Raw genomic sequence first — 14,059 nt, 5'->3', positions numbered from 1 at the left:
GTCCGCAACGAGTAGGTAACGCGAATCCGGTTGGAGACAACGATGACTCAGGGCGAGGCGCCGCCCCGGTCCACCCGCAGCCGCCCCACCATGCGTGAGGTCGCGGCGCTGGCCGGAGTCGCCATCAAGACGGTCTCGCGCGTCTTCAACGGCGTCCCCACCGTCGATCCCGCGATCGTCGCCAGGGTCCGCGAGGCCGCCGACCAGCTGGGCTACCGTCCCAACCTCACCGCGAGCAGCCTGCGCCGCGGCGACGGCCGTACCGCCACCATCGGCATGCTCGTCGAGGACGCCGCGAACCCCTTCTCGGCGGTGCTGACCCGGACCGTGGAGAACGTGGCCCGGGACCGCGGGGTCCTGGTCCTGGTCGGCAGTGTGGACGAGGACCCGGCACGTGAACGGGAGCTGGCCCAGGCGCTCGTGGACCGCCGGGTGGACGGGCTGGTCATCGTCCCGGCGGGACGCGACCAGAGCTACCTGATCAGCGAACAGCGCTCCGGCACCCGCATGGTCTTCGTCGACCGCGAGGCCGGACTCCTGGACGCGGACGCGGTCGTCTCCGACAACCGGCAGGGCGCCGTCACCGCCGTCAACCACCTGCTCAAGGCCGGCCACCGCCGGATCGCCCACCTGGGCGACCGCGCCTCCATCCCGACCGCAGCCCAGCGCTTCGACGGCTACCGGCACGCGCTGGAGGTCGCGCACCTCACGTACGACGACGAGATCGTGCGGCACGTGCCGGCCAGTGAGGAGGCCGCCGTCGCCGCCACCAAGGAGCTGCTGGAGCTGCCGGATCCGCCCACGGCACTGTTCACCAGTCAGAACCTGGTCACCATCGGCGCCCTGCGGGCCCTGCGCGCGCTCGGGCTCCAGCACACCGTCGCCCATGTGGGCTTCGACGACTTCCCGTTGGCCGACATCCTCGACCCGGGCGTCTCCGTCATCGCCCAGGACGTCGAGGAGGTGGGCAGGACCGCCGCCGAGATGCTCTTCCGCCGTCTGGACGGCGACGAGTCACCCACCCGCACCGTCACCGTGCCGACCCGGCTGATCGAGCGGGGCTCCGGCGAGATCCCGGCCCGAGGACCCCGCCATGACTGAACCCGTACGAGCCGCCGCACAGCCCCCGGCCGTGACCGTGATCGGCGAAGCCCTCATCGACCTGGTCCAGCTCGACGCCCCCGGTGACTACCGCGCCCGGCCCGGCGGCAGCCCCTTCAACGTCGCCATCGGCCTCGCCCGGCTCGGCCACCGCACCGCGCTCATGGCACGGCTGGCCGACAACACCTTCGGCCGGCTGCTGCGCGCGCACGCCGCCGCCGAGGGCGTCGACCTGACCTCGGCCCCGGCGGCCGCCGAACCCACCACCCTCGCCGTGGTCTCCATGGACGCGCAGGGCCGGGCGAGTTACGACTTCTACCTGGACGGCACCGCGGACTGGCAGTGGACCGAGGCGGAGACCGCCCTCGTCCCCCGGGACACGGCCGTCCTGCACTTCGGCTCCGTCGCCTCCTGGACGTCCCCGGCCGACCGGCGCATCCACTCCGTGGCCCGCCGCCTGCGCGCCGGGGGCACGACGCTGATCAGCTACGACCCCAACATCCGCCCCGCTCTCCTCGGCGACCCGGAGCGTGGCAGGCAGGCCGTCGAACGGAGCGTCGGCACCGCCCACCTCGTCAAGGCGAGCCGCGAGGACGTCGAGTGGCTCTACCCCGACACGCCGATCGAGAAGACCGCCGCCCGCTGGCTGGAACTCGGCGCATCCCTCGTCGTCGTCACCGACGGCCCCGACGGCGCCCATGTCTTCCACGCCGGCGCGGGGAGCCTGAGCCGTCCCGGACGGAAGGTCGCGGTGGTGGACACCGTCGGCGCGGGCGACGCGTTCACCGCGGGGCTGCTGGGCGCGCTGACCCGGCACGGACTGCACGGTCCGCGGACGCTGGCCGCGGCCGACCCGGGCGCCCTGCGGATCGCCGTGGACGACGCGATCCTGGTCTCCGCGCTCACCTGCGAACGCCTGGGCGCCGACCCACCCACCGCCCTGCCCCGCCCCACATCGTCCGCCCAGGCACCCCTGGAGCCGACGGACCTGACGTTCCCCGACGGCAACCACCGTACGGGAACGGAGGGTTCGGCCCAGCGGCCGATACAGCCGACGCCGGGCTGACCGGGCCGCACGCGAGCCTCCCTCTGGTCGCTCACTTCCAGGTCGCTCACTTCCAGACGGACGCCAGTTGCCACGCCTTCAGTCGGCCGAGCCGCGCGGTGCCGTTGTCGGCGAAGACGTCGACGCCGGTGCTGGAGGGATCGGGGAAGATCTGGTCGGTGAGGACGACCTGTTCGCCGGAGGCGTTCTCGGCGTAGACCTCGACCGAGGACGCGTCGACGAGGACGTGCAGGCGCAGCGGCTTGCCGTCCAGGGCCAGGGGAGCGCGCTCGGTGCTGGCGAAGGCCGGGTCGAAGTCGGTCGCGCCGGAGGCGGTGCGGTCCAGGTAGACCTCGCCGGTGGCGGTGTCGTAGCCGATCCGGGTGCGCTGGGCACCGCCGGTACGGACGTCGAGACCGAAGCGCTCAGCGGTGCCCGCGGTGAGAGTGGCCCGGAGTTCCAGGGCGCTGCCGCGCACGCCGAGCGGTTCGGTGCCGTCGGTGACGGTCGTGGCGGGGACGGTGGTGGCGGTCTTGCGGAGTGTCTTCACCTCGCTGACCGGCTGCTGGACCAGTCGGGTCCGGCCGTCGACGGTCCGCAGGGCGAGTCGGCGGGGGAAGGTGTCGGCGCTGCGCCACGGGCTGGTGGGGATGGCCTGCCCGTAGGTCCAGTCGTTCATCCAGGCGATCATGACGCGCCGGTCGCCCGGAGCGTCGTTGAAGCTGTTGGCGGCGTAGAAGTCCTGTCCGTAGTCGAGCCAGTGGGCGCGCTGGAGGACGGACAGGGCGGGCTTGTCGGCGACGGTGAAGTCGTCGGCGAGGACGTGTCCCCAGCCGCCGGTGTTCGCGTCCACGATCTGGATCTGGGCCTTCCTGCCCTGGTAGGCGGTGGTGTTGAAGGAGGCCCAGTCGAGGTGCTCGGAGTCGGACCCCGTGGCGCTCTGCACGACCTTGCCGTCGACGAGCAGGTTGACGCCGGTCTCGGCGGAGCGCGGCCGGGCCTGGGTGTCGGAGAGGACGACCTGGTCGAGGTTGATGTGGCCCCAGCCGCCGGTGTCGGCGTCCTCGACCCTGATCCGGGCCTGCTTGCCCCGTAGCTCGGACAGGTCCCACGAGGTCCAGTCCAGGGCCTCGGCGTCGGCGCCGGTGGCGGAGCGGACCACCCTGCCGTCGACGACGAGCTCGACGGCCGTGGGAGCCCCCGAGCTGACGCCGTGGTAGCCGCCGCCGACGAGGAAGTCCAGGTACCTCTTGTCGATCGTGAAGGCCGGTGAGGTGAGGGTGCCGGTGGCGGCGTCACCGTGCAGATAGCTGTTGACCAGCCCGTGGCCGAGGTATCCGGAGACCTGCTGCTGGTCGGGCAGGGTGCCCTGGGCCGGTCCGGTGCCGAAGGCGTCGCCGGTGGCGGTCCAGTCGCCGATGGGGCTGGAGTAGGTGCCGCCCTCGAAGTCGGCCAGTGTCTCGCCGGTCGGTGCCGGCTCGCCGCCCAGGACGGAGCCGGACCGGTAGGGGTGGTTGCCGCCGCCGACCTTGAAGTTGATGTAGTCGCCGGTGACGGTGAACGCGGGGGAGGTCAGCGTGCCGGTGGCGGCGTCACCTCCGTGGTAGCTGTCGGCGAAGGCCTGGCCGTCGAAGCCGGTCACCGCGCTCTGACCGTCCACGGCTCCTGTCGCCGGGGCGCCGCCGAACGCGCCGCCGGAAGCCGTCCAGTCCCCGAACGAACCGGACTCGAAGTCCTGCATGACCGTGCCGCTCGGGGCGGTGTACGCCCCGCTGTCGTCGGCGGTGAACTTCGTGCCGTCGAAGTCGCCGACGAAGTACTGAGCGCCCGAACCGCCCGCGATCCCGCCGGGGTTGAGGTTGACCGCCAGCACCCACCTGGTCCTCTTCGCGTCGCCGTCCACCGGCAGCGGGAACAGGTCGGGGCACTCCCACACCCCGCCGGTCGCGCCGGCCGGCCCGAAGTCGCTCAGGTGGGTCCAGCTCTTGAGGTCGGGCGACCTGTAGAAGGAGATCTTGTGCTGGTCGGAGAGGGCGACCGCCATCAGCCAGCTCTTGGTGGGCGCGTACCAGAACACCTTCGGGTCGCGGAAGTCGGTCGAACCGAGGTCGAGGACCGGGTTGCCGGAGTACCTGGTCCAGGTGGTGCCGCCGTCGGTGCTGTAGGCCAGGGACTGCCGCTGGACGCCGGTGGACTTCACCAGGCTGGTGTAGACGGCGACCAGCGGGGGGTTCTTCGCGCTTCCGAGCCCTGAGGTGTTGCCCTTGTCCAGCACCACGCTGCCGGAGAAGACCATCTCGTCGTCGTCCTGCGCGATGGCGACCGGGAGTTCCTTCCAGTGCACCAGGTCGGTGCTGACCGCGTGACCCCAGGACATGTTGCCCCAGGTGTCGCCGGACGGGTTGTACTGGAAGAACAGGTGGTAGCGGCCCTTGTACCAGATCAGGCCGTTGGGGTCGTTCATCCAGTTCCGGGCCGGGGTGAAGTGGAACTGCGGCCGGTACGGCTCCTGGTGGAGCGTGGCGGCCGAGGCCGGTGACGCGACGAGCAGACCGAGCCCGGACAGGGCCGCCAGCGCGGTGAGCAGTCGGCGGCGGGGGCGAGTCGTTCTGGACATGGTGCTCCTTACAGCCGACGTCTGGAAACGTTTCGCCGCAACGTATGGCCGCCGTAACGGGCTGTCCAGACTCTGTGCAGCAAATCGCTGCCGTGCGAGGATGACCGACAGCGGCCAAGTGCCCAGGCCCGGAGGTGAAAACGTTGCCAGACTCGGAGAGCGGCGCAGGTCGGCGGTCGGCGACGATGCGGGACGTCGCGACGATGGCCGGGGTCGGCATCGCCACCGTGTCCCGGGTCGTCAACGGCAAGCCGGGGGTCACTGCGGACCTGGCGGAAAAGGTGACGCGGGCCGCCGAGTTGCTCGGGTACCGGCACGATCTGACGGCAAGCAGCCTGCGCAGGGCCGACCGACGCACCCACACCCTCGGGCTGATCCTGGAGGACGCCGCCAACCCCTTCTCCGCCGCCCTGCACCGCGCGGTCGAGGACACCGCCGCCGAGCGCGGTGTGCTGGTCCTGGCCGGTTCCACCGACGAGGACCCGGTGCGGGAACGCGGCCTCGTGCGCACCTTCACCGGGCGCCGGGTCGACGGCCTCATCGTCGTTCCCACCGGACTCACCGACACGGATCTCGACGCGGCCCGCGCCGGCGGCACCCCCGTGGTGTGCGTGGACCGTCCCGCGACCGCGCGGCAGGTGGACACCGTGACGGTGGACAACCGCGCGGGTGTGCGCGCGGCGGTGAAGAGGCTGTACGGGGCGGGACACCGGCACATCGCCTTCCTCGGAGACCTGCCCGCGATCTGGACCGCCGAAGAGCGCTACGCCGGATTCGTGGAAGGGCTCGCGGAGACGGGATGCGTCCTGCACGCCGCGTCGGTACGGCGCGGCGTGCACGGGGTCGAGGCCGCCCAGGAGGCCACCCGGGAACTCCTCACCCTCCCTCAGCCGCCCACCGCGCTGGTCTCCGCCCAGAACCTGGTGACCGTCGGCGCGCGCAAAGCCCTCCAGGAACTGCGTCTGCAGCACGCTGTGGCCCTGATCGGCTTCGACGACCTGCCCTTCGCCGACCTGCTCGACCCGGGCATCTCGGTGATCGCCCAGGACCCCGTCGCCATCGGCCGGCAGGCCGCGGCCCTGCTGTTCGACCGCCTCGACGGCGAGCCCGGCCCCGCCCGCCACCGCGTGCTGAGCACGCACTACCTGGCCCGCGGCTCCGGCGAACTGCCCGGCCCCCACCGACGTGTGACTCGTCTCTGACGCGCGCCGGATCCTTGCGTACTCCGCACAAGCCGTTACGTCTGCCGCCTCTCGAACAGCTCGTTGAGGACCGACATCTTGTCGGGCCGTGCCTCCAGCAGGATGAGGCCGAGCACGGCGACCGGGTCGAGCGCGGGGTCGCTGCGGGTGACGTACGTGTGAACCGTGCGGTCGGGCCGGGACGTCTCCCTGACGTCAAGGACGGTCCGCTCTTCGGACGTTACGGAGAAGTGCAGCTTCCTGCGGAATCGAGCACGGCGGATGCGGTATTCCGCTTCCCACAGCAGCACGGTGTTCCCCTGACGCTCTCCCACCGGCCGTCCATGTGCCGACAGCAGGGGCTGCCCCTCATGGAAGTCGACGAGCAGACGTGGGTCGTCGCCGACTCGGTCCGTGCCGCCCCACACATGCTGACGACCAGGGCCGGCCTGCGACGCGAACGCTCCGACGGGTTCGCCGTCCAGTTGGAAGAACGAACTGACCATCCACATCATCGACTTGCCCGGTCGAAGCCCACCGCTCGTCGTCACCGGCGCCTCACCCGGTTCCTGTCAAGCACACCGTCGTTCCGCCCATGGTCACTGAGCCCCCATCGGCTGCTGGAACATGACATTCACCAACGGAGACGTGAGCATTGCCGACGCGGTTCTTGATGTTCATCCGTCACGAAAGGCGCCGTTGCGGTACTACGCTCGGCCCGTGGATCCCGTCACGCTGGCGTGTGCCGTCGTCTCCGTCACCGTCCTGCTGTACGGGGTGCCCGTCGTGCGCGACCGCCTGCGCGCGTGGCTCCCCGCCGCACCCGTCGACCCCTATCGCGCGGCCGCCGGTCGCGCGTTGACCGAGGACGACATCCAGGCGGCCGCCGCCCGGCTCCTGCTGGACGGCTTGGTCACCATCAACCATCGCGGCAATCTCGCACTGACCGGGACTGGCGCGGACGTGGCGCGCACCGCCGGGCACCCCCTGCCGGACGCCCTGCTCGCTGCGCTGCGCCGGCGTACCGCCGCCACGACGCTCGGCATCATCGCCTCCCGCGACCTCGCCTTTCGGGCCGCCCGCGCCGAGTTCCACGGGGGTCCTGGCGCGTCCCGCGCCCGTCGGGCGGCCGTTGTCCGGGGTTGTCTGGCGGCCGCCGGGGTGCTGCTTCTCACCGGGGAGCTCGCATGCGTGAGCGCGGCGCTGTTCGACCGCCTGCCCCAGGGGCCCGCTCAGTGGGCCGCGACCGCGGCCACCGGCCTCGCCTCTCTGGCCCAGCTCGGCTTCCTGGCGCGCTACGGCGGCAGGCCCGGCACGGACGGCCACCGCGTCGCGGCCTCCGAACCCTACGTCCCGCCCGTCCCGCACCCGGCTCTCGTGGAACTGACCGAGCAGGCCCCGGAGGCCGCGGCCCGGCTGCGTGCAGGACGGCTGCGCACGACCCGTCGCCGCAACCGAGGACGCCGACACCGCCGCGGACGCGGAACGGCCGCCGCGCGGATGGCCTGAGAATCCCCAACGAAATGATCTTCAAGGTGGCAAGGCGAGAACGAGTTGTAGGCGGTGCGCGCTGAGCCGCGGAGAACTTAAATACGTCGACAGCGCCCCTCGGTACCCGGCACAGTGGCCACCCGTGACGAGCAGTGAACTGTGGACCCGCGCGACCGCCGACAGCTACGACGCCGAGGAAGCCGAATTGTCCTCGGCTGCCGTTCTCGGCCCGACCATCGCCTTCCTCGCCGAACTCGCCGGAGACGGCCGGGCACTGGAGTTCGCCATCGGAACCGGACGAGTGGGCGTCCCGCTCCGGGAACGCGGCGTGCCCGTTGTGGGCATCGAACTGTCCGAGCACATGGCAGCGGTCCTGCGGCGCAAGATCGACGAGGACATGCTCCCCGTCGCCATCGGAGACATGGCCACGACGGTCGTCCCCGGCGAGTTCACCCTGGTCTATCTCGTCTACAACACGATCACGAACCTCCTCACGCAGGACGAGCAGGTCGAGTGCTTTCGCAACGCCGCACGTCACCTGACGCCTGGCGGCCGATTCGTCATCGAGCTGAGCGTGCCACCACTGCGATTCCTGCCGCCCGGGCAGGTCGCGGTGCCGTTCGACGTCTCCGACCGGCATCTCGGCTTCGACACCTTCGACCTGGTCGAGCAGATTCTCGTCTCGCACCATCTCACCCGAGACGGTGAAGACGGCCGCTACCGCCGTGGCAACTCCCGGCACCGGTACGCGTGGCCATCGGAGCTCGACCTGATGGCGCGGATCGCTGGGCTCGAACTGGAACGCCGCGTTGCGGACTGGGACGGGTCTCCGTTCACCCAGGACTCCGCGAAGCACATCTCCGTGTGGCGCAAGCCGGCCTGAGGTCGGCACCAGGCCATCAACGTTGGCCCCGCCTGTCTTGAACTTCTGTCGGAACTTCAGACGGCGCCAGCAGATCAGTGCGCACTCACGGCGGTCCGCATCGCCACCGTCGGAGGCCGGACGTGAGGTCGGTTCAGTTGCGCAGTTCGCACCAGACCGTCTTGCCGCCCGGGTGCTGGTCCATGCCCCAGCGGTCGGTCAGCGCGGTGAGGAGGGTCAGGCCCCGGCCCGACTCGTCCGTTTCGGCGGCCGACGGGAGGAGAGGAAGGACCCGTGGGTCGGGGTCGGTCACCTCGATGCGGACGTGGTTGCGCGAGGTCTGTCCGCCGGTCACCCGGACCGTCACCGGTGTGCCCTCGCCCACGTGGTCGATCACGTTCGTCAGCAACTCCGTCGCGCACAGCCGGACGTCGAAGCTGTGGGTGTGCAGGGAGCGGCGTAGCTCCGGCACGGCCTCGGGAGTGGCCAGTAGGTGGAATTCGAGGTGCTTCATCGAGGGCAGTCGCCTTCTGTGCGGGGCGTGACGAATCCCTCACAGACTGTCGCCAGGCTCGCTATGGTGAAAGGGCATTCGCGTACGCGACGCGAGCTGCGGAAACGACCCCATGAGCGATGGCGGTGAGCACGTGGTCCGGCGTAAGGACATCGACGGTTCTTCCAGCGTCCCCGGCTTCTACGGCAAAGAGTTGAGGTGGCAGCGGGAGGCTGCGGGGCTCTCGCTGGAGAAGCTGGTCGAGGGCAGCTTCTACGGCAAGTCCCACCTCAGCGACATCGAACGCGGCGAGCGCCGCATGCCGTTGGAGCTGGCCCGGCACGTGGATCGGGTGCTGGGGACCGACGGGTACTTCGAGCGGCACTGCGAGGATGTGCGGAGGGCGAGAAGAGGGCCGCACGCGGCGTACTTCGAGAAGGTTCTGGAGGCGGAGCGGTACGCCGAGTCCATCGAGGAGTGGTGCCCCAGCACCTTCCCGGGACTGCTCCAGACCGCGGCGTACGCGCGTGCTCTGGTCCGGTCGGCCCACCCCACCGCGCTCGACGAATGGGTGGAGGAGAAGGTGCAGGCCCGTCTCGTCAGGGCTCGGCTCTTCGACGAGGACCACTCCACCCCGGAGTACTGGGCGATTTTGCACGAGTCGCTTCTGACGGAGGCGATCCTGCCTCCGCAGGAGATGGCCGAGCAGTTGGACCGTGTGGCAGGGCTGGCGCGGTGTCGCCGGATCGTTCCGCAGATCGTCCTGCGGAAGAGTGGGGCGTATCCCTTGATGGCGGCCTCGATCATGGTTATGACCTTTCCCGAGGCGCCACCGCTCGTCTACGCGGAGGCGTCCTACAGCGGGGACACCATCGACGATCCGGCCCTCGTGAAGCAGTACCGCAAGGCATACGATCGGCTCAGGGCCGTCGCGCTGTCACCGGAGACGTCCCTGGCCATGATCGAGGCAGCGGCAGGGGATTACCGAAATGGCAAGCAGCCAAATCGACTTGAGTGACGCGCTCTGGTTCAAGAGCAGCTACAGCAACGGTGACGGCGGTAACTGCGTAGAGGTCGCCGGCGGCATCCCCGGGCTCGTCCCCGTCCGGGACTCCAAGACGGCCCCCCTCGGTCCCGCCCTCATCCTCCCGGCCACCGTCTGGGCGCCCTTCGTCGCTTCCCTCAAGTAGGCCCCCAACCCGCAGGTGGCTCGTGCCCGGCCAGGCGTGCCCGGCACTCGTCAAGAGCATGCGCCACGGTCTCACGCTCATCTCCCGGATCGAGGAGTTCCCCAGCACTCACAAGGGCTTCCCAGAACTCCGCCGGTCGACCGCGGGTGGCACGCGGACCGATGCGCGCAAGAGAACAGAACACGCGCGCCAACTCACCCATGACAAACCAACGCGAGAGGCCCAGACCGTGACCGCTCGCCACGCCGCCCATGGCATCCATCGCGGCACGTAAGTGCTGCGCGATCACCAGCTCCCTCCCGTCGAGTCCCCTGGCGACGTCGAACACGCCAACCGTCTCCAGGATCTCGCCGTAAAGGTTCTCCTCACCCCGCCGGAACTCACTCTGCACCTGGTCCGGCTCACTGTGGAGGCGCCGCAGCAATTCCGCCTCCGGGATCCCCATCGCCTGACCGACGGCCAGCGCGGCGTCCCACCACCACCGCGTCTGCTCGGCGAGTTCGCCGCAGACCACAGCCGGTGCCGCCCCCGCCCGCAGCCTCTCCCGGGCCGCCATGCTCATGGCTTCGATGACATCGGCACCACCGCTCGACATCGCACCACCTCCCCTTGCCCCGCTGTGCGACTGGACGAGCCGACGGTCACCATTCTTCCGCAAGGGCTGTCCCGCAAAGATCTTGACTGCAGCAGCTCAGGCCTCGGTGGTGGGCGGTCACGTACATCTGGGAAGGCCCTCCGCGCCCGTCACGACCCATGCCGATCGTCGGCTCAGGCCCAGGAGGCTCCTGAAGGCGCACCCCGGAGTTTGAAGAGGCCTCGAATGCGGATGCATGCAGAGCGCGAGCGCAACCCTCAACATCCCGAGCACCGCCCTGAAGAACAATGCCGGCGGGAACTGCGTCATCGACCGCAACCCTTCGGCGGCCAGCATAGGCGACTCCTGCGGCTACGCCGGCACGTACTTTCGCACACTCCTGAGACGTTCTTCACCTTCCAGGGGCGCGTCTGCCTGGACGGCGTGTTCGGGACCGTCTACGCCCATCGCGAGGAGGGCTGCAACGGCGGCAACGCCTGGCAAAGGTGGGACGTGTACACCGGCTGACGAGCGAGGACGTCAAGTAGGCCCAGCACAAAGGGGCGTGCGGTCCGTCAAGACCACACGCCCCTTTGGTCAGCGGATCACCGCGTCAGCGGGTCAGTGCTTGCGGTGTGCCTTCGCCGGCTTGTACGAGTCGACGTAGCCGGCCGCCGGGGTGCCGACGCCGGTGACGTCGTCGTAGCCCTTGACCGCGGACAGGGAGCTGTCCTTGCCGAGGCTGCGGACCGAGGTCAGCAGGCCCTTGCTGGCGTCGTAGCCGTTGGCGAAGTCGACGCGGGCGACCGCGAGGTCCTTGCCGGTCGGCTTGTCCGTGACGTCGTGGTAGACCTTCGTCCCGTACTTGGAGTAGATCAGCGGGTTGGCGAAACCGATCGCCTGGCCGCGTGCCTCCTGGGCGAGCGCCTGGACCGCGGCGATGACCGGCGCGGCCAGCGACGTGCCGCCGATGCGGTACTCGCTGTACGCCTCGGTGCCGTCCGCCTGGGTCTGGGTCTGGCCGACCTTGAAGCCGGTGTTGGGGTCGGCGATCGCCGAGATGTCCGGGACCACGCGGTTGCCGGTGCTGCTGTTGGCCTTCGCGAGGGAGTCCGGGACGACGCCCTTCTGGTAGTACGGCTCGTTCACCGTCTTGCTGGTGCCGCCGCCCGCGCCCGAGGTGAACGCGCCCGGGAAGCCGGTCCAGCTCTTGCCGTCGGCCGACAGCGAGGCCTTCTCGGTGCCCCAGCCGGTCTCCCACAGGTACGTGTCGCCCTTGCCGACGGCGAGGGAGGTACCGCCGACCGCGGTCACCCAGGCGGAGTTGGCCGGGGTGTCGACCTGCTTCGTCTTGGTGTGGGCGACCTCGTCGCCGTTGTCACCGGAGGAGAAGTAGAAGCCGATACCCTGCACCGCGCCCAGCTGGAAGACCTGGTCGTAGGCGGCCGCGAGGTCCGGGGTCTGGTTGCCCTCGATGTCGCCCCAGGAGTTGGACACGATGTCGGCCAGGTGGTTGTCGACCACCTTGCTGAGGGCGTCCAGCAGGTCGTTGTCCTGGCAGGACGCGGCGCCCACGTAGGTGACGTCGGCGTCCGGCGCGACCGCGTGCACGGCCTCGACGTCGAGGGTCTCCTCGCCGTACCAGCCGGAGGCGTCGCACTCGTCGGCGCCGGTGGCCGTGTAGGCCGGGGGCAGCACCTGGTGCAGCTGGCTCGTCTTCCACGAGGCGTCGCCGTGCGCCTTGGCGTAGGTGCCGGCGTCGAAGGCGATGGTCGGCGAGGCGTACGCGTCGGTGATCGCGACGCGCACGTGCTTGCCGGTGTAGGAGCCGGCGCCGTAGGCGGCCCGCAGCTGCTTGCCGGTGTAGCCCTCGACGGCGTACGGGATCTTCGTGCCGTACGCGTCCGGCAGCGTGGTCGCGACGTTCGAGCCGTAGTACGACGAGAACGGCCCGGAGTTCTTGAACACGGCGCCGGGGGGCGGCAGCGTGTCGTCGTGGGTCGCCTGGTGCGGCGCGTTGTCCAGGCCGGTGACGGTCAGGACGGCGGAGCTGACGGCGGCCGGCACCGACGCGGTCTTCGCCGGGGCGTGGTACGTCTTCGCGCCCTTGGCGTAGTTGTGCAGCTGGGTGGCGAAGGCACGCTCGACGGCGGACACGTCGCCGGAGACGGCGATGTAGTGCGCGGTGACCGCGGTGACCGTCAGGCCGGAGCCCGTCAGCCAGGACGTGACGGCCTTCACCTGGGCCTTGGTGGCGCCGTAGCGGGCCTGCACCTGCTGGGCGCTGAGGTACTTGCCGTACTGCGGCGAGCTGGGGTCGGACACCGCCTTCGCGTACGCCGCGAGGCCCTTGGCGTCCCGCCCGGCCAGGTAGACCCGAACGGCCTTGACCTGCGCGCTGTTGGAGGTGGCGCCCTTGTCCGCCTTGGCCGTGGCCCACTGGGGCTTGGTGCCCTGGAGGGCGTCACGGGCCGGGTTGTCCGCGGCGTGCGCCGCGGGTATGCCGAGCGCGAGCGCGCCGGCGATCATCGGCAGTGTCGCTGCCAAGCTCACACCGGCCCGCACCTTGGCACGGTTCGATCTCATACTGCCCCCTGCTATGCGGTTCGTCGCATGGAGTGGTCGGTCATGCGTGATCACCGGGAGGCCAGCGGCGGAACGGCCCGTGAATGGATCACGCGGTGAACGTCACTCTTTCGGTGAACTGTTCATGCCAGGGGAATGAGAAACCCAAGGAAGTCCCAAGTGGGAGTTGATTAGGGGCTTTTGGACCACTTTCGACCGTGCGCAGAGCATTACAGATCGGTTGCGATTGTTGTTGAATGCTTGCGGTGCCGTTAAGTCGACAAATCCCCCACCTTGTACGGCAGTTCAGTCGCGTGGCTTCGCACCACGCTCCTTCAGCATCTGCTGCATCGTGGTCAGCTCCGACTGCTGCGCGTCCACCATGCCCTGGGCGAGGTTCTTCTCCACCTCGACGGTGCACCTGGCCACACAGCCCTCGGCCATGTGGATCCCGCCCTTGTGATGGTCCGTCATCAGCTGGAGGTAGAAGATCTCCGCCTGCTTGCCGTTCAGCGTCCCCAGCTTCGCCAGCTCCGCGTCGGTCGCCATGCCGGGCATCAGCGAACCGTCCCCGCGCTCCGGCATGTCACCCATGCCCATCCAGGACATCGGCGGCTTCGCCGACACCTTCGGCAGGTCCCACAGGTCCAGCCAGCCCAGCAGCATGCCGCGCTGGTTGGCCTGGGTCTGCGCGATGTCGTAGGCGAGCCGCCGCACTTCCGTGTTCTTCGTGCGGTCGCGGACGATGTACGACATCTCCACGGCCTGCTGGTGGTGGACCGCCATGTCCCGCGCGAACCCCGCGTCCGCCCCGTCGGCGCTCGGGACGCTCACGCCGGAGCCGCCACCGCCGTCCTCGGCGACCGCGTAGGTGATGGCGCCGGCCGCGACCAGCGCGGCCGCCGTCGCTCCGGCGATCCAGCCGATGTGTTTCCTCACG

13 protein-coding genes are annotated in these 14,059 nt (G+C 70.0%); 7 read left to right on the top strand and 6 right to left on the bottom strand.

What is annotated here, in order from left to right; all coding sequences use genetic code 11:
• Positions 1-42 precede the first annotated feature (42 nt).
• Positions 43-1,101, top strand: a complete 1,059-nt coding sequence (locus AB0G52_RS17245) for a LacI family DNA-binding transcriptional regulator (RefSeq protein ID WP_132886431.1) — start codon at positions 43-45, stop codon at positions 1,099-1,101.
• On the top strand, positions 1,094-2,167 hold the full coding sequence (locus AB0G52_RS17240) for a carbohydrate kinase (RefSeq protein ID WP_361337155.1): 1,074 nt from the start codon (positions 1,094-1,096) through the stop codon (positions 2,165-2,167). Before AB0G52_RS17245 ends, AB0G52_RS17240 begins: the two co-directional genes overlap by 8 nt.
• Positions 2,168-2,213: 46 nt before the next feature.
• Here the strand turns inward: AB0G52_RS17240 and AB0G52_RS17235 are convergent, their stop codons facing one another.
• Entirely contained in the window at positions 2,214-4,763 is a 2,550-nt protein-coding gene (locus tag AB0G52_RS17235) for a GH32 C-terminal domain-containing protein (RefSeq protein WP_361337154.1), read from the bottom strand.
• Between the two features lie 143 nt (positions 4,764-4,906).
• On the opposite strand from AB0G52_RS17235, the gene AB0G52_RS17230 reads away from it, so the two are divergent.
• Positions 4,907-5,965 carry a LacI family DNA-binding transcriptional regulator gene (locus AB0G52_RS17230; RefSeq protein WP_361337153.1) on the top strand — a complete coding sequence of 353 codons (1,059 nt, stop codon included), beginning with the start codon at positions 4,907-4,909 and terminating at the stop codon, positions 5,963-5,965.
• Between the two features lie 35 nt (positions 5,966-6,000).
• Here AB0G52_RS17230 and AB0G52_RS17225 read toward each other — a convergent pair whose 3' ends face one another.
• A complete protein-coding gene (locus AB0G52_RS17225) occupies positions 6,001-6,495 on the bottom strand; it encodes a hypothetical protein (protein WP_361337152.1) in 495 nt (164 codons plus the stop codon).
• A 169-nt stretch (positions 6,496-6,664) separates the two neighbouring features.
• On the opposite strand from AB0G52_RS17225, the gene AB0G52_RS17220 reads away from it, so the two are divergent.
• Positions 6,665-7,453 carry a hypothetical protein gene (locus tag AB0G52_RS17220; RefSeq protein ID WP_361337151.1) on the top strand — a complete coding sequence of 263 codons (789 nt, stop codon included), beginning with the start codon at positions 6,665-6,667 and terminating at the stop codon, positions 7,451-7,453.
• 124 nt (positions 7,454-7,577) lie between these two features.
• Positions 7,578-8,318, top strand: coding sequence for a class I SAM-dependent methyltransferase (locus tag AB0G52_RS17215; protein ID WP_132886428.1), 741 nt, complete (start codon positions 7,578-7,580; stop codon positions 8,316-8,318).
• Positions 8,319-8,451: 133 nt separating this feature from the next.
• Here AB0G52_RS17215 and AB0G52_RS17210 read toward each other — a convergent pair whose 3' ends face one another.
• Positions 8,452-8,811 (bottom strand): ATP-binding protein, encoded by a 360-nt coding sequence (locus AB0G52_RS17210; protein ID WP_361337150.1) that lies wholly within the window; start codon positions 8,809-8,811, stop codon positions 8,452-8,454.
• 112 nt (positions 8,812-8,923) lie between these two features.
• On the opposite strand from AB0G52_RS17210, the gene AB0G52_RS17205 reads away from it, so the two are divergent.
• Positions 8,924-9,808, top strand: coding sequence for a helix-turn-helix transcriptional regulator (locus AB0G52_RS17205; RefSeq protein ID WP_361337149.1), 885 nt, complete (start codon positions 8,924-8,926; stop codon positions 9,806-9,808).
• Positions 9,780-9,980 carry a DUF397 domain-containing protein gene (locus AB0G52_RS17200; protein WP_361337148.1) on the top strand — a complete coding sequence of 67 codons (201 nt, stop codon included), beginning with the start codon at positions 9,780-9,782 and terminating at the stop codon, positions 9,978-9,980. Before AB0G52_RS17205 ends, AB0G52_RS17200 begins: the two co-directional genes overlap by 29 nt.
• Here the strand turns inward: AB0G52_RS17200 and AB0G52_RS17195 are convergent.
• From AB0G52_RS17195 to AB0G52_RS17185, 3 genes are all read right to left on the bottom strand, one after another.
• The gene (locus AB0G52_RS17195) at positions 9,973-10,575 is read right to left on the bottom strand and encodes a hypothetical protein (RefSeq protein ID WP_361337147.1); all 603 of its coding nucleotides are present in this window, start codon (positions 10,573-10,575) and stop codon (positions 9,973-9,975) included. The two genes, AB0G52_RS17200 and AB0G52_RS17195, sit on opposite strands and share 8 nt — an antisense overlap.
• A 600-nt stretch (positions 10,576-11,175) precedes the next feature.
• Positions 11,176-13,140 (bottom strand): S53 family peptidase, encoded by a 1,965-nt coding sequence (locus AB0G52_RS17190; protein ID WP_132886423.1) that lies wholly within the window; start codon positions 13,138-13,140, stop codon positions 11,176-11,178.
• A 285-nt stretch (positions 13,141-13,425) separates the two neighbouring features.
• Positions 13,426-14,058 carry a DUF305 domain-containing protein gene (locus tag AB0G52_RS17185; protein ID WP_361337145.1) on the bottom strand — a complete coding sequence of 211 codons (633 nt, stop codon included), beginning with the start codon at positions 14,056-14,058 and terminating at the stop codon, positions 13,426-13,428.
• Position 14,059: the final 1 nt, after the last annotated feature.

The sequence above is a fragment of the Streptomyces sp. NPDC021562 genome, assembly GCF_040640875.1.
In the GTDB taxonomy this organism is placed as follows: domain Bacteria; phylum Actinomycetota; class Actinomycetes; order Streptomycetales; family Streptomycetaceae; genus Streptomyces.
Note: the sequence above shows the minus strand (reverse complement) of the source record. Positions and strands in the feature narration are given on the sequence as shown.

Bases quoted from the DNA above. Each gene is read 5' to 3' on its own strand.
- AB0G52_RS17205 (WP_361337149.1), top strand. From the start codon at position 8,924: ATGAGCGATGGCGGTGAGCACGTGGTCCGGCGTAAGGACATCGACGGT.
- AB0G52_RS17210 (WP_361337150.1), bottom strand. From the start codon at position 8,811: ATGAAGCACCTCGAATTCCACCTACTGGCCACTCCCGAGGCCGTGCCG.
- AB0G52_RS17240 (WP_361337155.1), top strand. From the start codon at position 1,094: ATGACTGAACCCGTACGAGCCGCCGCACAGCCCCCGGCCGTGACCGTG.
- AB0G52_RS17195 (WP_361337147.1), bottom strand. From the start codon at position 10,575: ATGTCGAGCGGTGGTGCCGATGTCATCGAAGCCATGAGCATGGCGGCC.
- AB0G52_RS17200 (WP_361337148.1), top strand. From the start codon at position 9,780: ATGGCAAGCAGCCAAATCGACTTGAGTGACGCGCTCTGGTTCAAGAGC.
- AB0G52_RS17235 (WP_361337154.1), bottom strand. From the start codon at position 4,763: ATGTCCAGAACGACTCGCCCCCGCCGCCGACTGCTCACCGCGCTGGCG.
- AB0G52_RS17245 (WP_132886431.1), top strand. From the start codon at position 43: ATGACTCAGGGCGAGGCGCCGCCCCGGTCCACCCGCAGCCGCCCCACC.
- AB0G52_RS17190 (WP_132886423.1), bottom strand. From the start codon at position 13,140: ATGAGATCGAACCGTGCCAAGGTGCGGGCCGGTGTGAGCTTGGCAGCG.